The organism is Pseudomonas sp. P116, from assembly GCF_020149425.1.
GTDB classification, from domain to species: Bacteria; Pseudomonadota; Gammaproteobacteria; order Pseudomonadales; family Pseudomonadaceae; genus Aquipseudomonas; species Aquipseudomonas anatoliensis.
Map to the genome: position 1 here is coordinate 1 of NZ_JACVHB010000001.1, position 19437 is coordinate 19437.

The following is a 19437-nucleotide window of genomic DNA, read 5'->3' on the forward strand; positions in this document are numbered from 1 at the left end:
TTCACAAGCCAGTTGTGATCACCAAGGTCTACGACAAGGCTTCGCCTCTGCTGCAAGCCGCTCTGACTTCCGGCGAGCGCATGAGCGAAATCGTTATCCAGTGGTTCCGTACTTCGGCTCAAGGTACTCAAGAGCACTACTACACCACCAAACTGGAAGACGCGATCATCGTCGCCATCAACAACAAAATGCACAACTGCCAGGATCCAGGCAACTCGCACTTCACCCACCTGGAAGAAGTGCAGTTCACCTACCGCAAAATCACCTGGACCCACGAAGTATCCGGTACTTCGGGTTCCGATGACTGGCGTGCTCCAGTCGTTTAATTACGGCTGATCGTTACAAGCATCGGCCAGCTCTGCTGGTCGATGTTGTTTACGCCCCTCCAGAATTTAGCGTACGTTGACCCGCTTTTGCGGGCGTCGACGAGCGCCGCTGCACAGCACGAGGAACAAGGGATGTTCGCGCCGGCCAATGAAACCCACTTTGCCCTGACCATCGAAGGGCTTTCCGCCGATTTTCAGGTGTTTACCCTCACCGGCCGGGAAGCCATCAGCCAGCCGTTTGTCTTTGAGGTGGAGCTGGTCAGTGAGCAGCCGTCGCTGGACCTCGAAACCCTGCTGCACAAACCGGCCTTCCTGCAACTGTCGCCCGACGGCAGCGGCATCCACGGCCAGATCTATCGCGCCGCGCAAGGTGACTCGGGCAAACGCCTGACCCGTTATTCGGTGACCCTGCGCCCGCAACTGTCGTACCTGGCGCACCGCGTCAACCAGCGCATCTTCCAGAACCTCACAGTGCCGAAAATCATCGGCCAAGTGCTGGAAGAGCACGGCATCCAGAGCAACGCTTACGAATTCAAGACCGGTTCGATCTACCCCGAGCGCATCTACTGCGTGCAATACGACGAATCCGACCTGCATTTCATCCAGCGCCTGTGCGAGGAAGAAGGTATCCACTACCACTTCCAGCACAGCGCCACGGCGCACAAACTGGTGTTCGGCGATGACCAGACGGTGTTCCCGAAACTCAAGCCTGTGGCCTATCAGCAAGACTCCGGCATGGTCGCCAGCGACCCGGTGATCAAGCGCTTCGACCTGCGCCTGGAAACCCGCACCAGCCGCACCACGCGCCGCGATTACGACTTCGAAAAACCACGCCTGACGCTGGAAAGCGAAAACCGTGGCGACGCCCTGCCCGACCTCGAAGACTACGATTACCCGGGCCGTTTCATCGACCGCGAGCGCGGCAAACACCTGGCCAAACGCGCCCTCGAACGTCACCGCAGCGACTTCCAACTGGCTGAAGGCAAAAGCGATCAGCCGTTGCTGGTCAGCGGCCATTTCCTCGCGCTGACCGCGCACCCGAAAGCCAAATGGAACGACCTCTGGCTGCTCACCGAAGTCCTCCACGAAGGCAAACAGCCGCAAGTGCTGGAAGAGTCCGTGACCAGCGACACCACCGCGCTCAAAGACGATTTCCATCAGGGCTACCGCAACCGCTTCCAGGCCACCCCGTGGGACGTGCCGAATCGCCCGCCCCTGCGCCACCCGAAACCGCGCATTCTCGGCAGCCAAAGCGCCGTGGTCACGGGTCCCAAAGGCGAAGAAATCCACTGCGACCAATACGGCCGCGTCAAAGTCCAGTTCCACTGGGACCGCGAAGGCCAGGCCGACGACAAAACCAGCTGCTGGCTCCGCGTCTCCAGCGCCTGGGCCGGCGCCCAATACGGCGGCATCGCCATCCCGCGCATCGGCATGGAAGTGCTTGTCACCTTCCTCGAAGGCGACCCTGATCAACCGCTGATCAGCGGCTGCCTGTACCACAAGGAAAACACCGTCCCGTACGCGCTGCCGGCGAACAAAACCCGCAGCACCTTCAAAACCCTGAGCTCAATGGGTGGCGGCGGCTACAACGAACTGCGCATCGAAGACAAAAAAGGTCAGGAACAGATTTATCTCCACGCCCAGCGTGACTGGGACGAGAACGTCGAGCATGACCAGAAGATTAGGGTCGGCAACGAGCGTCACGACACCGTTGAAAAGAACAGCTACAGCGAGTTCAAGGCCGAAGAACACCACACGGTTTATGCCGATCGCAAAGTTGAGGCGCGGGCAAATGATCACCTCACCGTGGGCGTCAATCAGCACATAAAGATTGGGACTGGGCAGTTCATCGATGCGGGGCAGGAAATCCACCTCAGCAGCGGCATGAAAGTCGTGCTTGAAGCGGGGGCGGAACTGACGCTCATTGGCGGTGGGAGCTTCATCAAAATCGATGCTGGCGGCGTGACCATGAGCGGGCCGGTGATCAACATGAACTCCGGCGGTGGACCGGGTAGCGGCACGGGGGCTGCACCGTTGTTGCCGGGGCCGTTGAAGCAGGCGGATGCGGATAAGGCTGGGGCGTTGTTGGTGCCCGCCTTGCGTCAAACCCTGCAACGAGCAGCCACGACGGCTCAGCCAGTCTGCGAGATATGCCAACAACTGAAGGCGATGAAATGATCCCCGGTGCCACGCGTTATCTGCTTCTGGACGGAGCAAAGATCGAAAAACTTCCGGCCCGCCTGTACAGCCTGGACGACAACCCTGTTGTCGAATGGCTGTATCACGCAACGCCCTATCGAGAGCTATTTGATGTTGGCCCTGCGCTGGTCGTCTTGCGCGCCAACAGCGCACTTGAAAAGGCCTTCACTGATGACTGGCAAAACGATGCTGGCCTCATCATCGAAAGCGATGCGCCTCTACAGCAATTGACTGAACATCTGCGCAGCCTCATCCACGCGCGGGTGACCGGTGATGCCTCAATGCTGTTTCGCTACTACGACCCGCGAGTCATGCGCCATTGGCTGCCGGCCCTGAACCCCGGGGAAAAAGATCACGTGATGGGCCCGATCAGACGCGTACGCCTGCCAGCGCGAGAAGGCCAGGAAGAACAGTGGATCGTTCGTGAGCAGGATCGCCAAAGCGCCCAGCAATATGCTGAGCGTCCGTGGCTTCACCTCGATGAGCAACAGTTGCAACGGCTCAATCAAGGCAAGCTGGAAATGTTTGATCAACAGTTGCTGGCGCACGTTCGTACCTACTTTCCCGACTGCCTGGCTCAGCGCTCGGCCGTCGAACAGCAGCAATGGGCGGTCCTTTGCCGTGAAGGCGCCGCCAGCCACGGTTACTCGGCGCCCAACGAAGTGGCACGCTGGTCTGCTCTGGTTGCCGAGCACGGGACCGAGTTCCCCCAAGCGCCTGAACATCAGGCCTACCGCGAGATTCTTCAACAGCCGATGCTCAACGCCACACAACGCCTGGATGCCTTGTTGGTAGAACTGCATCGCCATTGGCTGCTGACTGACAAGGAGTCCAATGCATGACCACCGCACCGCTCGATAAAAACCGCAACCTGGCCGCTGCAGATCAGGCTGCACAATGCCAGTTCGGCGACGAAGAGTTGTCCAGCCCGGCTACCACCTGCCCTGCGCGCCAACCCGAAATCTTCGTGGTTCCCAGCCGCTACGCAATGGCCGAACAGGCCGCCGAACACGCCGATTTCGCGCCATCCAGCCCGACCAAAAGCCACCCGATGGCCTTGCGTCGCTTGCGCGCGGGCTACGCCTATCTTTGGCATGCCGAAGGACCATTGAAACGCTACGCGGTGGCGTCTGATGGTTTGCTGGTTGAACAACCGCTGACGCAACCCCACTCTGCTCTGACGACCGGTGAAAACGCCGGAATCGCATTGAACAAAAGCACCGACGCGTGGATGCTCTACAGCGAAGTGCCATTGGGCAAAGACGCCTGCGAGCGCCTGAAAAAGACCGGTGAACGACGCAAGCGCATGCGTCAGATCGCCCTTACCGACGTAGCCAAACGCCTGTCGGCCAAACACTGCCTACCGCTCGAAAAAGCCCCGACACTTGTCGCCGAACTCATGCCGAAAGTGCGCGAAAAAACCCTTGCGCATGAACATCAGAAGAACGGCGCGACTGACCGCGAAGGCGTGAAAGAACAACGCAAAACAGCGCAAGCCGCGCCGACTCAAGAAAATATCAAAGCCTACTCCGCTAGCTCGGAATCTCTGCGCGAACGCGAACAGGCGGCCGGCATGCAACCACCGGGCGAGCCCGTGGTCGAGCCCGGGACTTGGAGCGCCAGCCCTTGGGAACTGGCACCTACGCAAGCCTGGCTGGACAAAGCCAAGAGCGAGTCGGCTCCGCTATATGCGGTGTTTGCTGCGCTGGATGATGATCTGGGGGTGTTGCGGGATATCGACCACGAACAGAACAAGGTCGAGGCAGAACACGAAGAGTGGGTAGCCGACAATAGCTTGCGCCAGACCATCGGCAGCTTTATCCGCAACATGGTTACCGAAGACGGTGGCGAAGTTGCCAACCTGCTCAACTACCGGTATCGCGAACATAACCTGCAACTGACACCGGAACAGGGCGACACCCTGATCGACAGTCAGAAGCAGCTGAACACCCTGATGCTGGAAGAAACACGCATCAACCAACAACGCGGCCGACAGTATGGGCATGCTCAAGCGGATGGCCTGTTGGCTGAGGTTCGATCCCGTGAAGAAGCCGTGCTGAACAAGGTGCGCAGCTTCATCCCGAGCGAATTGCATCAGGAAGCGCAACAGGTTGTGCGGGATTATCGCCAGGAAAAAGTCAGCAATCTGGAAGGTGGCGGCGGAACCAAGGTTGGTGAATACATCGACTTGGCGAGCATGGACCATTGGCTGGATCAGGAAGCGCCGCAGCACTTCAAACAGGTCGAAAAACGCCATCAATTGCTGTACGCCGATCGCGAAACCTACCTCCCACGCAACGACAGTGGTACTTGGTTTGTCGACCAGAGCAGCGAAGAACACCTCACTTGGCTTGAAAGTTTGACGGTCGCCTGCCTTAGTGCTCAGTGCAGCCGTAGCGAAGGCGCCAAACAGTTTGCCGATTACGTGAGCAGCGATGACCCCGGCTTGCTGCGTCTGGTGTTCCAGGCGTGGAGTCCGAGCCTGGAAGCGGCGGTGAACAACACTTCACGCCTCAACGAACTGGTCACGGCGCTCAGTCTGGAAAACCTTGCCGATTCCCGCGCAGCCGCGCTCAAGCTTCTGGACGCTGACACCCTGCGCAATATCGAGCGGTTAGCGAGCAATCTGGAAGGTGCCTGGACGGCGACCATGACCCGCCTCGGCGCGTCTTTGATTCATGCAAGCAAAGGCACGGCGATGGCAATGGGATTATTCCTGGTCATCCGCCTCGGCGATAACACCCGCCTTGTGCAGGGCGTAGAGAACGGTATCAAAGTCTGGCGCTTAGTCGGCCAGAACGCTGAAGCCCTCAGCCAATGGACCCGAAGCACCGCTCAGGCCATCAGCCTCGGTCGCGTCAACGGCATCGTCAACGCACCCTCGATCAAAGCCTCGGGTGGCCTACTGCCGCTGGCGGCGCTGGTGGTCAACATTCTCAACGCCGGCACCTATGCCGGACAGGCAGCGGCGCTGGAAGGCAGCGATGCGCAACGGCAGGCGGATAGCATGTCAGCGTATTTGTACGCAGGGGCCGCGTTGGGGGCGGTGATTCAGAATTGGGTTATTTTGGGGAAGGGAGTTCAAGAGCTAGGTCGTGGGGCTGTAGTAGCTCCTACACTCACCCTGTTTGGAGGAGTAGTAGGGGTAGTGTCAGCAGCAGCAGCCCTCCAAGAGTTCGCATCGTTAAAAATTCAAATAGATAGCGCTCAAAGCTCAATCGATCCTTGGCTGAAAATCAAGCAATTGGCCGTTACCGGACAGATCGCAGTATACGGAGCGCAGGCACTACTAGGTCTTAGCCTCACTGGGATGCGCTTGTCGAACAAAATCTCGACTCCTCTCGCAATAAAGCGCTTTCGACTTGGCATGGGCCCGCTCAATCTTTTGCTTCTGGGTCTGGGAGGTTTGTACCTGTTTGCATGGTTCCGCCAGGCCAACCCTCTGCAAAGCTACCTGGCTAACTGCTGTTGGTCCCACCGCCGAGCCGATACTCACAACTTCATCGCACCTCAGGCACAGCTGGATGAAATCAACGAACTGATGATGCTCCTCTACCAGCCTCGTCTGGCTATGGAAACGCGGGAAGTACGCATCAGTGGTTCAATGGGTGACACGATTACTCAGGACGGCATCAACCAACTTACGATTGACTTGCCTGGAGCGGCGCCGGGTGCCGCACAAATTGATTTAGCCATGAGTGGCAACTTAACTCCCTTTTCCGCCGGCTTCGGCACCGGTACCCGCGGCACGCCAACTGACCTCGGATCTACTTGGTTGAATGCCAGCCAATGCACCTGGATCCCGGTCGATGAGGGTCAAGGCCTGCGTTTGAGCGGTAGTTTCCCCCAACCGCTGACCCGCCTGACTTTACGCCTGTCTTACCTCAGCCCGGTGGCGTTGCTGGCCGGAGTCGGTGCTACTATTGGCGGCGCAAAAGGCTTGGCCTACACCCTGTTACCCAATGGCGGATTATTGAGCCCGGATGGTGAAATCGTCACCTTGCGCTCCGGCGAACCAACCCCAGAACTTGATCGGGCCAGCATTCACCGCCTAGGTCCGCAACAGAACTCCAGCTATTTGAAACCCAAGGACAAGGCATGACCTCAGCCACATCCGGCAGCCGCAAAGGACCGCTCTCGCGAGAGGACTACTTGGCACCACTGGCCGTTCCTACAGGGCAAACGCCAAAGGATGTCCTAAACACCATCTGGCGCAAGAACGACGTTTGCCTTGACATCGGTTCTTACAGTATTGGCTCGGCAGTGATGGTCATTTGGCCGGTACTGCTTTTCTGTATCTGGCTTATTCATCACGAGCGCAATTCCGTAATTTTCTGGGAAGCATTGGCCCTTTCGCTTTTCATAGTTGGCATTCCCATTCTCCTAGTACTGAAAGGTTTAATGAGTCCCGTACCGCCTCCAATCCGCTTCAACCGTCAACGCCGCGAAGTATGTGTGCCATTCAAAGATGGCCGATACTGGATCGTGCCTTGGGAGCAGGTTACTGCCCAAGCAGTGGCGATGGACTCGGTGGGTCAGCACGGAAAAACCACTCAAGGTCTATTGATAGTGGGCTTTCGTAATCCCGATCCTGACGCGCCAGAAAAGGAGCGCGACTTCAGTCTAGGGTTCAACTGCGGCGGTGGTGAAACGGCTATGAGCCTCTGGGAGTGCATGCGCAGCTACATGGAGAAGGGGCCAGACGCGATCCCAGATAGCCGATTGGGTAGAAAACCTTACGCCGAAACACAGATCGGTTCCATCGTTACCAGCCTTTTCAAAGGCGACATTCTGGACGTTTTGCACGGGTTGTTTTTTGTTATTTTCCTAGGAACATACTGGGCCGAAAAATTGCAAAATTGGAAACTCGCACCACCACCTGATCTGACTGATCCCGCCATCGTCGAATGGTCCAAACCCCTTCCTCCCGAGCAATGGGCCAAACGCTCTCCTGAGTTGGCAGCAGCCATCGCCAAGCGTGAGACAGAAATGGCCGAGCAACCACTACAGTAATTGGCTTAAGGGGGAGCCGTGCGCCGTTACCTGAGGACAACACATGAGTACGCCAGTGACGGCTACCTTCCAAAACGCTTTAGACCAACATGAAATCCCTGATTTCTTCAAAGGCAACGGGTTCTACTTCGCCAAAGGCTGTGACTGGGGCGACCACTTGCACATAAACAACTGGCAAGGGATGTGTGCCGTGTTGAGGCACCAGGACTCAGCGCAAGTACAACTGACCCGGATCTTTGAGGAGTACGTTCAAAGCCTCGAGGAAAACTACATCGACTCGGACGGATTGCTTTCGAACCTGAGGGCCTATTACATCCTGAGGAAGAAGAACCCGTTTCTATCCGGGGCGGGTTATGACCTTACCGCCGCCCTTGGTAAAACCAGCCGAAATAAAGCAGGCGTGTTGTTCAGGCTGCTCCGAATATCCTACGACAAGGAAAATGCTGGCACTTCGAAATACTCGTTCGCTCAAGAGCTTCAGAGACTGCGTAGCCTTGGTTGCACACTCGAACTCGAATCGCTTTAGCCTCGAACCATTGAATCTGGAACTCACGTGAACACCCGCCAAATCACACTCGCCAACGGCTGGACCGCCACCTTTGAAAACAACGGTGAATTCCACATGGGGGCAGAAGGTTGGAGCTTGCTCCTGCAAGGGCCCGATAACAGGATGATCCAGTATTTCGCAGACCAGATTGTTTTGGTCAACGATGAAGACGGTACTCAGGCCAATTCATGTATTCGTTTGTCGAGCGATGGTGTTTACGGGTACCTGAGCACAGCCGTTGATAATTGCTGGGTAATCGATTTTGCGCGGGGCATGATCGCGCCGCACCGAGTGAGCATCCGTCATCACCATGACGCCTACGATGAGAGCGTCGCGCTTTTCGAGCAGCCGGCTTTCAAACGTGCGCGGCAATACATCAGTGTTGTCGGAAGATACATTTATCTGACCTTTCCGCTGACGAGGGATGAGGACTTCCCCAAGGTATGGGATGAATATTTGTCGATACGCAGACGTCAGCTCGACGAGCTTTATTTCAGAAACTGATCAGACGCGGCGCGCCTTGTTCAGCGAAGCATATTTGCGCGTGCCCTATCCGATCAGCTCGTCCGCCACCGCATACTTGACCACTACACGATTGCGATAAAGTCTCTCCCGCATTACCAATGTCCCCACCTGCCCCTTTTCCCGAACTTCCCGCCAGATCTCATTCTCCCGATAGACCCGCTCCCCTTCGCGCGCAAACCGATGCCCTTCCTGAAACACGTGATACCGATACGCCCGCACCTGATCACATAACAACTCCCCTTCCAGTTGCGTCTGCCCGACATTCAACTTCAGCTGAAAACACCGATCCGTCGGGTTATGCAGCACCAGGTCAATGTAGTTATAGAAAATCGCCGCACCGGAGCCAAACGGCAGTAAGCGTCCCTCATCCGGAAACGGATCGAAGCTGTGATTGGAGCGTTCAACCACTACCAGCGGTGAATGTATGGCCATCCAGTGAATCAGATTGCTCAGTTGGCATATCCCGCCACCCACCCCGGTGCGGGCCTCGCCGAAGGACAGTTCCATCCCTTCCACGTAGCCACGTTTACGCGTTGGGCGGCCGACGAGGCGGCAGAAGGAGAAGTGTTCGCCAGGGGCGATGATGACGCCGTCGATGGCGGCGACGGCGAGTTTGAGGTTGATGACTTTGTTGTGTTGCAGGGCAAGATCAGAGTCGCCGAGTTTACGGATGAGTTTCGAGGTGTGTTTGAGGTAGCGAAATGGCAGGCGTCCGGTCAACGCAACGGGTCGTGTGTAACGCTTGCTGGAGCAGTGCCAGGCGATGTGCCGGAACAGTCTTTTTTGCCACACGCGCAGCCAGTACAAGGCCGGGTGGTAGAGGGAAAGTGGTTTCATCCGTGATGCAACGGCGAACGCCGTTTCTTCCTTGAACCGTGAATTGGGCGCGTATTTTAGCCTGTAACCGGCCCGCGCCAAATAAACAAAGCGCCTTTTCCGGTCTCACTTCGACACATTCTGAAGCGCTGCCAGACCTGCAAATTAAGCTTCGCCTAAGGTTGGCTCGCTACCCTCCCGGCTCATAAACCCTGTCGTCATTGACCCGTGGATGAGTCTTTCTGTTATGAGTGCGTTTAATCTGCCAACCCAACCACAGCCGAACTTCAGCCTTGTCCTGGTCAATTACAAGACCGCGGACATTACCCGGATGTGCCTGGAATTATTGCACCAGCATGTCAAGGAACAGCGCATTCCAGTCTGGGTGATGGACAACGATTCAGCGGATGAAAGTCTGGACTACCTGCGTTCGCTCGACTGGATCAACTTGATCGAGCGGCCTTCTCCGTGCAAGGAAGCAGGCCATATTGCCCATGGCAAGGCACTTGATCTGGCGCTGGAAAAGGTTGAAACCGATTATTTGTTTTTGCTCCACACCGACACCTTCGTCTATGACAAAGAAGTGTTTGCAATGATGCTGCGCGAGTGCACAAAAAGTGCGGATATCGCCGCAGTTGGTTGTGTCGAGCAGATCAATCGGGGGATTGTGCGGGATACCTGGCGTTTAACTTCACGCTTTTGCAAGCATTATGTTCGCCAGGCAAAAGTTCGTCTGGGTATGAAATCCAAACCGCCAAGACCATATAAGGAAACTCACCTGAAAAGTTTCTGTACGTTGTGGAACGTGCGACTGATGAAGTCTCAAGGCCTGCACTTCTGCATGGATGATCGCGTACCCGGTTACACGCTGCAGGATCGAATGGTGAGCCTTGGATACGGCATCAAGCTGCTTTCGCCACGCACGATTTTCCGTTATCTCGATCACATCCAGGCAGGAACGGTCGCCGCGGCGGGCACCTACGGGAAAAATCACCGCCGTACGAAAATGTACCAAGCGACTATCGAGCGCTTCCAGGGACAGCGAGGCAAACCCGGGATACAAACATCGGTTTAACTCATGGCAACAAAAAGGGTGACTTTAAAAGTCACCCTTTTTTTAACTGAAATTGTATACATTTGCTCCAACGGAGGTGTTCGCCCAGTGTAATGGCCTGGCAATCCATGCACCGGTAAAGAGCCCTGACACTGGGCGAACGCGAAGGATTTTAATAGAAGTTGGCGGATATGTCGCCATACTTCAATGTAAATATTATGTACAAGAAAGTTAATAGATATTTATCGATGAAACCCTTCACGAACCTTTCACGAAACTTTCAGAAACCCTACAAGCAACTAATAGTATGACTACTCTAATACAAAAACTGTACAAGAGTAGTCATCCTGTAGAGCTAAAACTCAACTTTCGTGCTGACTGGTCACTTTTAATACATCGGTATAAGTGACAACAACGCTCTGCCCGACTTTGAGGTTCTTCAGTTTGTCCTGAATATCAGGCCGTTCGACGTTGAGGGTTTTCGATACACCGGCAGGGTTTTGCAGAGTTACCTGATTTGTTTTCAAATCAATTTTGGTGATTTTCAATTGCACCTGAACCTGACGGTAAGCTTCGCCGCCGGGGTTGCTGCTGCCCGGAGCGTTGCGCAGTTCGCCGGTTCGCTCGGTGGTGCCAGGCAGACCTTTATCCACATCGGTGTCGAGGTAGGCCGCGACGGAACGCATGACTTCCACGTTGACCTGGTCGCCGACCTTCAGATTGGCGAGGTTTTTCGCTTTCTCCGTGAGCTGTACGTGAACCTGCTGGCCTTCGGCGCCTTCCAGCACAACCTGGTGTTTATCCGCGTCAACCGCTAGCACTTTGGTGGTGACTTTGTCGGCTTCAACCGTTGCCGACAGCGGTATGTCGGCGGCAAACGCAGTGAGACTGGAGGCGGACAGCAGCGACGCGAGGGCGATGGACTTGGCGAGTGCATGAAGCTTCATAAGCGTACTTTCCCTGTCAATGATTGGCAGCACCCGACGCCGGAATCATTTCAGACGTGGGGTGTGTCACTGAGCATAGACGCTGTTCAGGGCTTGGCTTTGGTTTGTGGCGCGGCAGTTTCCTGTGCGGTCGATTCGCCACTGGCCGTGCCTTTGCCGCTCTTCTCACGCTGCTTCGGATCGGTCGGACGCAGAGCATCATTGTCGCGCTCGGTTTCCCCCGGTGGCCGGGGCTCGTCAGGATGCTGGTTTTCAGATTCAGGTTTCATCGGTGTTGTCCTCAGGCTTCGGGGTCGTCAAGTTCGCGGGCGACGTTTACGGCGGGGGAATCCTTGTGCAGGTCATCGGCCTTGGCACGCAGGATCTGCCATTGCTCAAGGTCGATGGCGCCCTGACCGAGCATGTCATCGGCGATGCGTTGCAGGTCTAAGAAGTGAGCGTCGGGGGACTGCTGCCACAAAGTGTCGTCGTCGAACAGACGTTGCCAAGTGGTGAGGTCTTGGGGTTGCAGGTCGTCGCTCATGGCTCATCCTCGACAGGTATTACTTTTGTAGAGGTTCAGCGAGCAACCGGAGTTCAACCCGATCCCTGGGGAGCTGCCGAAGGCTGCGATCTTTTGATCTTGCGTTCAAAGACCACCGTCAAAAGATCGCAGCCTTCGGCAGCTCCTACAGGGATGTGTGTCGGCAGATTGAGATGAGCCATATCCCCCGGGGTTTTATGTCGGTAGCGCGTGATGAGTCATTCCAGGATTTTGAGCATCAGTACCCGGTCATTTCCAGGTAGCCGTTGCCGCCATGACTACCACTGACGCGTACTGGACCTTCCCAATAGGGAATGCGCAGGTCCATCCACGCGTTGGGGTTGAGCGCCGAGAGACTGATATCGAGGTGCTTGTCTGGAATGCTGATTGACCAGCGCACCGGCATCGCCCGGCCGGCGACTTTGGCGGTGTCTTGCGGGACGAGTTTGATCTGCTCGCTACGCAGCGTTTGCGTCTGGCCGTCGGCGCCGATCCAGGTGCCGGTCAGGTACGGCGCGCCCTCCTTCTGGCGCATGCGATAAAGCATCAGGTGTTCGCCGCTGTCCAGGTGCAGGGAGAACCAGTCCCAGCCAGTCTGGCTGGCGGTCAGCGGCTGGCTGCTCCACTCGCGGTCGAGCCACGCCGGGCCGCTGACGGTGTAAGTCTTGCCATCGATTTGCAGCGTGCCGCTGGCCTGAAAAAACGGCTGACTGTAGTAATACGATGCCTGCCCTTGTTCGGATTTCTGGCTGAAACCCTTGTCGCCTTGCAGCACCAACGGACGGCTGGACGTGAGATGCAGTTGATAGGCGAATGATCTATCGCGGGCGCTGAGTTGCAGGTCACTTAGGGGATCGACCGCCTGACTGCTGAACTGCCAATCATCGATCCACGCCTCGAACGGCGCCAAACGCACGCCGGCCTGACCAACGCCGCCACGGGCATAACGCTCGGCGGCATGATGCGCCGTTGCCGAAGTCACCGCGGCATGCCCCAGCCAGATCGTTTGACTGCCCCAACCTGCCTGCTCCGGCACCGGTTTGAGGGCGCTGCGAAACAGCGTCCATTGCACGCCGAAATCGTTGCCCTGCTGATCCTTGAGATTGGCGGTGACGTACCACCACTCGATGCGAAACCCCTCATGGGCGCCGTGATCCGCCGGAAAGCTGAACACCCGACCCGGCACCACCGGGGTAAATGCCTGTGCCTGATCGCCCATTCCGGCGAAGCCCTTTTGCTCGGGCACTGACTGATCGCAGCCGCCGAGCAACAGCAGAACCATCAGCACAACGAAGTTAGTCCTCATGGGCAAACGTCCTCAGCAAATCCGCCGGTTGCGTACGGTACAGCGAATACAACGGCCACGCCGACGCCAGCAATGTGGCCAGCAACGCCAACCCCATCAGTTGCAAAAGCTGCCAAGGGAACACGCGCAACGGCAGACGCCAGCCAAACGCCTGCACGTTGATCACCGCATCCAGACACCACGCCAGCGCGATCCCCAGCGGCAACGCCAATACCAGCGTCAGCACCGCCAGCAGCCAGGTCTGACCAAGATTGAGCAGCATCAATTGGCGTCGTGTCACGCCCAGCGCCCACAGCGGCGCGAGTTGGCCGAGACGGCTTTGGCTCTGGGTCAACAAGCTGATAAACAGCGCCACGCCCGCCACCGCCAGGGTCAAGGTGTTCAAAGCCGCCGTGGCGGCAAAGGTGCGTTCGAAAACTTCAACCGACCAGCCCTTGAGCCGCGCCTGATCGACGATGCGGCTGTCATCCAGCTGAAAACGCGCCTGCAATGCACGCGAAAATTCCGCAATGTTTTGCGGATCGATGCGCAGATTGAAACGGTTCGGCGTCAACTGTGGCCAGCCACGCAGCAGATGGTTGCTATTGACCAGCAAGTGGCCCTTGGGATTGCCGTAATCGGCATAAATGCCAACGATTCGCGGCGACCACGCGCCATTCGGAGCAGGTATCGTCAGGCGATCACCGGCGCGCACCTGCAGGCGGCGGGCGAGTTGCTCGCTGAGCATCACCGCATCATCCGTCGCCAGATGCGCCCACGGATCACCGCCACTGGCATCGAGCAATGGCCAATGCTGACGATAATAAGGATGATCAATCACCCCATAGACATCCGCCGGCCAGCCTTGCAACGTGATCGATACCTGCCAGTTGGGCAGCACCGCCGTCACCAGTGGCTGCTGTTTCAGCCAAGTGGACATCTCGCGGGCCTGGGCCGGGTTGCTCGGGTTGATGTAAAGCTCGGCGCTCAAGCGTTGTTCGAGCCAGTCGTTGAAGGTCTGGCGAAAACCGGCGGTCATGCTGCCGGCGCCGATGTTGGCCGCCAGCGCCAGAAGCAACGCCATCAGCGCCAGGCTCAGTGCCGGCAATTGTTGGCGGCAGTCGGCGAGAAACCATTGGCCGAGCACCGAACGACTGCGCCCGAGCAGTTGATTCAACACGCCACTCAACAGCACCGGCAAGGCCAGCGCGGCGCCGAGCAGCAACCCCGCCATCAGCACAAAACCGCTGGCCAGGCTGTCGCCCCAAATCAACGCCACCAGCGCAATCACGCCCAGCACCAAGGCCAGCCAGCCCTGACGCCGCAACCAGCGCGTGTATTGCTGATGCCAGGCTTGCGGATCCGCCACCGCCAGCAGTGGCAAACGGGCAGCGCGAAGCAGGCTGTTTGCCCCGGCCAGCAAGGCGCCGAGCAGGCTCAAACCGATCCCGCTGACCCACCACCAAGGGCTCAGGCGCAACTGCCCCGCCACTTCTGCGCCGTACAACCCGCGCAGGCTGGCGGCGACGTCCGGCAGCAGCACACTGGCCAGCCAATAACCGCTGATCACGCCGAACACTCCGCCGATCAGCGCCAGCGAACCCAATTCGAAAATCAGGCAACCCATCAACATCCGCGCACTGACCCCACAGGCACGCAATGTGCGCAGCAAGCCACGGCGTTGCTCCAGCGCCAGGCCGATGGCTGCATGCACGATGAATAAACCGACAACGAACGAGAGAAAACCCAAGGCATCCAGATTGAGATGAAAGCTCTCGGTCAGGCGCGCGAGATTGTTTTCCTCGCCACTGCTTTTGAGCTGCAACTGGCCTTTGAGCGTGGTCGGCAACTCACCGTGAAAATCCTTGGGCAGCAACAAACGCGAGAGTTGTCCGGGTTGTTCGAGCAGGGTTTGCGCGACACCGATATCGACCAATAACACGCCCGGCGCCATGTCCTTTTGTGCCAGCAACGGCGGCAACGTCTGGCCACTGACCGTTTGCGGCGTAGCACCTTCGCTCAGGTTCAGGGCCCGCAAGGTTTCCGGGGAAATCCACGTACTGCCCGGCGGCGTGAAGAATTCGACGACACGCTCGATCGGCATCGCCTGCCCTGCCACAGCGGAATCGGCTGGCAGCGACACCGGTTCGATGCCCATCAGTTGCAGGCGTTGATTGTCGTGATCCTTGAGGATCAAGCGCCCCTGCAACAGCGGCGACACCGGCCAGCCCTGGCGCCGCAGGTCGATGAACCATTGCTGGGGGAACGTCGCACCGTTCGGCGTACTGAGGCTGGCCTGCGGTTCGCCGCCGATCAATTGGCTGGCGCGAGCGTAGCTGTCGCGAGCCTGACTGTTCAGCGCCTCGACGCCAGTCAACAGGCTGGTAGCCAGCCACAACCCGGTCAGCACACTGAAAAACTGCACCGGATGCCGCCGCCAATGGCTGAGCAGCGCACGCAGGGTTTGCCGGAAAACGATCACGTCAGACGTCCGCTGGACAGCACCACCCGCTGCGACAACCGCGCCGCCACACGAGGGCTGTGAGTGACCATCAGCAAGGTCGTCGGCGTGTCGTCGAGCAGCTCCAGCAACAATCGCAGCACTTCGTCGCTGGTCGCTTCATCGAGGCTGCCGGTGGGTTCGTCGGCCAACAGCAGTTTCGGCTGCGAGGCCAGCGCCCGACCCAACGCGACGCGCTGCTGCTGACCGCCCGAGAGCTGCTCGGGATAGCGCTTGAGCAAATCACCCAGGCCCAGACGTTGCACCAGATGCGCTTGCCAACGCGGATCGTGACGCCCGGCCAGGCGCGCCTGAAACGCCAGATTGTCCTCGACGCGCAAACTGCCAATCAGGTTGAACTGCTGGAACACCAGACCGATTTCCGTGCGCCGCCAGTTGGCCAGTTGCGCTTCGTTCATGCTCTCGAGCCGATGCTCGCCGCTGCGAATGCTGCCGCTGTCGACCTTGTCGAGACCGGCGATCAAGTGCAGCAAGGTGCTTTTGCCACTGCCGGATTCGCCCATCAACGCCAGACTGCTGCCGGGTTCCAGCGTCAGGTCGACGCCTTGCAGCACGGGTAACGGGCCTTGGGGGGTGGCGTAGTTTTTGAAGACGTTGCGAACCTCAAGCATGGGCAAACCTGATCGATGGACGTGAGCCAAGGATAGCGGTGCTGAATGGTTTTTGTCCGCGGATGATCATCGCCGTGCCTTCGCTGCGCCCTACCCTCAAACCCTGATCCAGCCATAACGATAATAATTGGAGAATCCATGCCCCGTTTTACTTTGAGCCCCCGTGGCCTGCTGGCCTGCCTGATCACCGCATGCCTGAGTCAAACAGTCATCGCCGCCGACGCAGCCGTTGCCGCCAGCGCCCAGACGTCCGCCAGCAACGCCGCCGTCCTGCAACAATTGCCGTTCAGTGATCGCACCGACTTCGAATCGGTCAGCAAAGGCCTGATCGCGCCGTTCAAGGGCCAGGTCAAGGACGCCGCCGGCAAGGTCATCTGGGATGTGCAGGCCTACGACTTCCTCGCCAAGGATCAGGCCCCGGAATCGGTCAATCCGAGCCTGTGGCGGCTCGCTCAACTCAGCGCCCATGCCGGCCTGTTCGAAGTCAGCCCCAAGCTGTATCAGGTGCGCGGCCTCGATCTGGCCAACATGACCATCATTGAAGGCGACGCCGGGTTGATCATCATCGACCCGCTAACCATGGCCGAAACCGCCAAGGCTGCGCTGGACCTGTACTATGCGAACCGTCCGCACAAACCGGTGGTCGCGGTGGTCTATAGCCACACTCACGCCGACCATTTCGGCGGCGTGCGCGGCGTGATCGACGAGGCCGATGTCAAGGCCGGCAAGGTCAAGGTGTTCGCCCCGGCCGGGTTCATGGAACACGTGATGAGCGAGAACGTTTACGCCGGCAACGCCATGAGCCGCCGCGCGCAGTACCAGTTCGGCAGTTTGCTGCCGCGCGGTGAACAGGGTCAGGTCGACGCCGGCCTGGGCAAGAGCACGCCCAGTGGCGGCACTATCACGCTGATTCCACCCACCGACCTGATCACCAAGGAACTGGAAACCCGCACCATCGCCGGTGTGCAGGTCGAGTTTCAACTCACGCCGGGCACCGAAGCCCCGGCCGAGATGAACCTCTATCTGCCCGAGCTCAAAGCCCTGTGCATGGCAGAAAACGCCACGCAAATGATGCACAACGTGCTCACGCCGCGTGGCGCCCAGGTACGCGACGCCAAGGCGTGGTCACAATATCTGGACGCCAGCCTGGTGCGCTACGGCGACAAGGCCGACGTGCTGTTCGCCCAGCACAACTGGCCGACCTGGGGTGGCGAGCGGATTCGCACGCTCCTCGCCGACCAGCGCGACATGTACGCGTTCCTCAACGACCGCACGCTGCACCTGCTCAACAAGGGCCTGACACCGCTGGAAATCGCCGATGCGGTCAAGAAGCTGCCGGGCTCGCTGGACCAGAAGTGGTACACCCGCAGCTATTACGGCTCGCTGAGTTTCAACGTCCGCGCGGTGTATCAGCGCTACATGGGTTTCTATGACGGCAACCCGGCCAACCTCAATCCGCTGCCGCCGGTGGACACCGCCAAACGCACGGTCGAGGCCATGGGCGGTGGCGCTGCGGTGCTGGAGAAAATGCGCAAAGCCATGGCCAGCGGTGACTATCGCTGGGCTGCGCAGTTGGGTAATCAGTTGTTGTTCGCCGAGCCGGACAACGTCGACGCGAAAAAGGCCCAGGCCGAGACACTGGAGCAAATGGGTTATCAAAGTGAAAACGCCACCTGGCGCAACATGTACCTGACCGGCGCGATGGAGCTGCGCAATGGTGTGCCACCGCACGCCGGGACTTCGGTGTCGATAGACATGGTGCGGGCGATGAGCCCGGAAATGTTCTTTGATTATCTGGCGGTGCGCCTGGACAGTGACAAGGCGGTCGGCCATGACCTGACGCTGAACTGGACATTCGAGGATCAGCACAAGGACTTCAATCTGACCTTGCGCAATGGCGTCCTCACCCACCGCGCCGGGCTCAATCCGGCGGCAGATGCCAGTGTCAGCCTGAGCAAGGACACACTGGAGCAGATCAGCCTCAAGCAACTGGACTTCCCGACGGCGATGCAAAAAGGCTTGATCAAGTTGCAGGGTAACGGCAAGAAACTGGGTGAGTTGATGGGCAGCCTGGATACGTTCGGGCCGCAGTTCAACATCGTCACGCCGTAATCGCGTCGCCCTCTTCGCGAGCAGGCTCGCTCCCACATTGAAACCGCGCCCCCGGCTAAATGTGAGAGCGAGCGACAAAAAAACGATCAACGCCGAAGTTACAAAGGATTGAGCCGGAACTGCTTCGGCGTGATGCCGAACTGTTTGCGGAACGCGCGGATGAAGTTGCTCGGCTGGCGGTAACCGAGGCGCGCGGCGATGCGCTCGATCGGTTGATCGCCGGCGGTCAGCCAATGACGGGCCATTTGCAGACTGTCGTTACGGCTGGGGGCGGATGATTCAGCCTGCCAGTGACGGAGCATGCTCTGGTGCAGGAACGCATTGGCGCCCAGCAGCGCATCGTCAAGACTTGCACGGCGCAGCGTCAGGCGCGGATGCTCGCCCTGCTCAACATTAATGCCGGCGCCGCGTAGCCAGTTTCCGGCCGCTTGTGGCGGGCACAGACTGACGCTGACAAACACTTCCTCGGGCGCCTTGCCCAGTCGCCCGGCGATATTGCGCACCAAAGTGAGCGTTGCAGCATCAAGGCCGAAGTGATGCGCATGGCCCAGCACCGGGCGCAAATGCAAATGAGCGAACAGGCCGATCTCCTGCAGTTCGACAGCCACGTAATTGGCCACTCGCGGGACGAACATCACGAAGCATTCAAGGCTGGCGCGCAGGGTGGGCGCGGAGTCGAGCAGAATGTTCAAGCCTTGCAGGCAAGTGGTCGCCATTGAGTTGACCAGCTCGCAGCCGAACGTCGGGGCGACACCGGCCTGTTCACATTCACGCCACAGTTGCTCCACCGCGTGGGCCGGAATCTGCCGAGCCTGATCCTGCAGTGCCGCGTGGCTGATTCCGGCGCGCGCCAGCAAGGTCTGCGGGCACAGACCGGACTGCTCGGCGTGGCCGAGAATGGTCCGGGTGAAGGCGCTGGAGGCGAACAGGAGGTGGGACATGGCAACGGCTACCAAGA

Annotated in this window: 17 protein-coding genes; 9 read left to right on the plus strand and 8 right to left on the minus strand. The window is 58.5% G+C overall.

Annotated elements, in window-relative coordinates:
- The 7 genes from tssD to ICA15_RS00035 form a co-directional block, all read left to right on the plus strand.
- A partial coding sequence (gene tssD / locus ICA15_RS00005; RefSeq protein ID WP_210554595.1) for a type VI secretion system tube protein TssD occupies positions 1 to 326 on the plus strand: 326 nt, incomplete at its 5' end.
- Positions 327 to 458: 132 nt separating this feature from the next.
- On the plus strand, positions 459 to 2504 hold the full coding sequence (gene tssI / locus ICA15_RS00010; RefSeq protein WP_210555563.1) for a type VI secretion system tip protein TssI/VgrG: 2046 nt from the start codon (positions 459 to 461) through the stop codon (positions 2502 to 2504).
- Entirely contained in the window at positions 2501 to 3367 is an 867-nt protein-coding gene (locus ICA15_RS00015) for a DUF4123 domain-containing protein (RefSeq protein WP_210555562.1), read from the plus strand. The genes tssI and ICA15_RS00015 overlap by 4 nt, the downstream gene beginning before the upstream one ends.
- Entirely contained in the window at positions 3364 to 6627 is a 3264-nt protein-coding gene (locus ICA15_RS00020) for a toxin VasX (RefSeq protein ID WP_210555561.1), read from the plus strand. Before ICA15_RS00015 ends, ICA15_RS00020 begins: the two co-directional genes overlap by 4 nt.
- The gene (locus ICA15_RS00025; RefSeq protein WP_210555560.1) at positions 6624 to 7538 is read left to right on the plus strand and encodes a DUF6708 domain-containing protein; all 915 of its coding nucleotides are present in this window, start codon (positions 6624 to 6626) and stop codon (positions 7536 to 7538) included. Before ICA15_RS00020 ends, ICA15_RS00025 begins: the two co-directional genes overlap by 4 nt.
- A 43-nt stretch (positions 7539 to 7581) precedes the next feature.
- Positions 7582 to 8064 (plus strand): hypothetical protein, encoded by a 483-nt coding sequence (locus ICA15_RS00030; protein ID WP_215731540.1) that lies wholly within the window; start codon positions 7582 to 7584, stop codon positions 8062 to 8064.
- 27 nt (positions 8065 to 8091) lie between these two features.
- Positions 8092 to 8589 (plus strand): hypothetical protein, encoded by a 498-nt coding sequence (locus ICA15_RS00035; protein WP_210555559.1) that lies wholly within the window; start codon positions 8092 to 8094, stop codon positions 8587 to 8589.
- Between the two features lie 45 nt (positions 8590 to 8634).
- Here the strand turns inward: ICA15_RS00035 and ICA15_RS00040 are convergent, their stop codons facing one another.
- Entirely contained in the window at positions 8635 to 9447 is an 813-nt protein-coding gene (locus ICA15_RS00040; protein WP_210555558.1) for a VanW family protein, read from the minus strand.
- Positions 9448 to 9673: 226 nt separating this feature from the next.
- On the opposite strand from ICA15_RS00040, the gene ICA15_RS00045 reads away from it, so the two are divergent.
- Complete coding sequence (locus ICA15_RS00045) at positions 9674 to 10501, plus strand: glycosyltransferase family 2 protein (RefSeq protein WP_210555557.1); 828 nt, start codon at positions 9674 to 9676, stop codon at positions 10499 to 10501.
- Positions 10502 to 10842: 341 nt separating this feature from the next.
- Here ICA15_RS00045 and ICA15_RS00050 read toward each other — a convergent pair whose 3' ends face one another.
- The 6 genes from ICA15_RS00050 to ICA15_RS00075 form a co-directional block, all read right to left on the minus strand.
- Positions 10843 to 11427, minus strand: coding sequence for a hypothetical protein (locus ICA15_RS00050; RefSeq protein ID WP_150602256.1), 585 nt, complete (start codon positions 11425 to 11427; stop codon positions 10843 to 10845).
- An 86-nt stretch (positions 11428 to 11513) separates the two neighbouring features.
- Positions 11514 to 11696, minus strand: coding sequence for a hypothetical protein (locus ICA15_RS00055; RefSeq protein ID WP_150602257.1), 183 nt, complete (start codon positions 11694 to 11696; stop codon positions 11514 to 11516).
- A gap of 11 nt (positions 11697 to 11707) precedes the next feature.
- Positions 11708 to 11950 (minus strand): hypothetical protein, encoded by a 243-nt coding sequence (locus ICA15_RS00060; RefSeq protein WP_150616511.1) that lies wholly within the window; start codon positions 11948 to 11950, stop codon positions 11708 to 11710.
- A 238-nt stretch (positions 11951 to 12188) separates the two neighbouring features.
- Positions 12189 to 13256, minus strand: coding sequence for a lipocalin-like domain-containing protein (locus ICA15_RS00065; RefSeq protein WP_210555556.1), 1068 nt, complete (start codon positions 13254 to 13256; stop codon positions 12189 to 12191).
- The gene (locus tag ICA15_RS00070; RefSeq protein ID WP_210555555.1) at positions 13246 to 15717 is read right to left on the minus strand and encodes an FtsX-like permease family protein; all 2472 of its coding nucleotides are present in this window, start codon (positions 15715 to 15717) and stop codon (positions 13246 to 13248) included. The genes ICA15_RS00065 and ICA15_RS00070 overlap by 11 nt, the downstream gene beginning before the upstream one ends.
- Positions 15714 to 16367 (minus strand): ABC transporter ATP-binding protein, encoded by a 654-nt coding sequence (locus ICA15_RS00075; protein ID WP_210555554.1) that lies wholly within the window; start codon positions 16365 to 16367, stop codon positions 15714 to 15716. Before ICA15_RS00075 ends, ICA15_RS00070 begins: the two co-directional genes overlap by 4 nt.
- Before the next feature lie 138 nt (positions 16368 to 16505).
- Between ICA15_RS00075 and ICA15_RS00080 the strand changes: the two genes are divergently transcribed.
- A complete protein-coding gene (locus ICA15_RS00080; RefSeq protein WP_210555553.1) occupies positions 16506 to 18479 on the plus strand; it encodes an alkyl/aryl-sulfatase in 1974 nt (657 codons plus the stop codon).
- A 98-nt stretch (positions 18480 to 18577) separates the two neighbouring features.
- Here the strand turns inward: ICA15_RS00080 and ICA15_RS00085 are convergent, their stop codons facing one another.
- On the minus strand, positions 18578 to 19420 hold the full coding sequence (locus ICA15_RS00085; RefSeq protein ID WP_210555552.1) for an AraC family transcriptional regulator: 843 nt from the start codon (positions 19418 to 19420) through the stop codon (positions 18578 to 18580).
- Positions 19421 to 19437: the final 17 nt, after the last annotated feature.

Coding starts and splice junctions, on each gene's coding strand:
- ICA15_RS00055 (WP_150602257.1), bottom strand. CDS start 11,696: ATGAAACCTGAATCTGAAAACCAGCATCCTGACGAGCCCCGGCCACCG.
- ICA15_RS00085 (WP_210555552.1), bottom strand. CDS start 19,420: ATGTCCCACCTCCTGTTCGCCTCCAGCGCCTTCACCCGGACCATTCTC.
- ICA15_RS00075 (WP_210555554.1), bottom strand. CDS start 16,367: ATGCTTGAGGTTCGCAACGTCTTCAAAAACTACGCCACCCCCCAAGGC.
- ICA15_RS00040 (WP_210555558.1), bottom strand. CDS start 9,447: ATGAAACCACTTTCCCTCTACCACCCGGCCTTGTACTGGCTGCGCGTG.
- ICA15_RS00050 (WP_150602256.1), bottom strand. CDS start 11,427: ATGAAGCTTCATGCACTCGCCAAGTCCATCGCCCTCGCGTCGCTGCTG.
- tssI (WP_210555563.1), top strand. CDS start 459: ATGTTCGCGCCGGCCAATGAAACCCACTTTGCCCTGACCATCGAAGGG.
- ICA15_RS00015 (WP_210555562.1), top strand. CDS start 2,501: ATGATCCCCGGTGCCACGCGTTATCTGCTTCTGGACGGAGCAAAGATC.
- ICA15_RS00045 (WP_210555557.1), top strand. CDS start 9,674: ATGAGTGCGTTTAATCTGCCAACCCAACCACAGCCGAACTTCAGCCTT.
- ICA15_RS00080 (WP_210555553.1), top strand. CDS start 16,506: ATGCCCCGTTTTACTTTGAGCCCCCGTGGCCTGCTGGCCTGCCTGATC.
- ICA15_RS00025 (WP_210555560.1), top strand. CDS start 6,624: ATGACCTCAGCCACATCCGGCAGCCGCAAAGGACCGCTCTCGCGAGAG.
- ICA15_RS00030 (WP_215731540.1), top strand. CDS start 7,582: ATGAGTACGCCAGTGACGGCTACCTTCCAAAACGCTTTAGACCAACAT.
- ICA15_RS00020 (WP_210555561.1), top strand. CDS start 3,364: ATGACCACCGCACCGCTCGATAAAAACCGCAACCTGGCCGCTGCAGAT.
- ICA15_RS00065 (WP_210555556.1), bottom strand. CDS start 13,256: ATGAGGACTAACTTCGTTGTGCTGATGGTTCTGCTGTTGCTCGGCGGC.
- ICA15_RS00060 (WP_150616511.1), bottom strand. CDS start 11,950: ATGAGCGACGACCTGCAACCCCAAGACCTCACCACTTGGCAACGTCTG.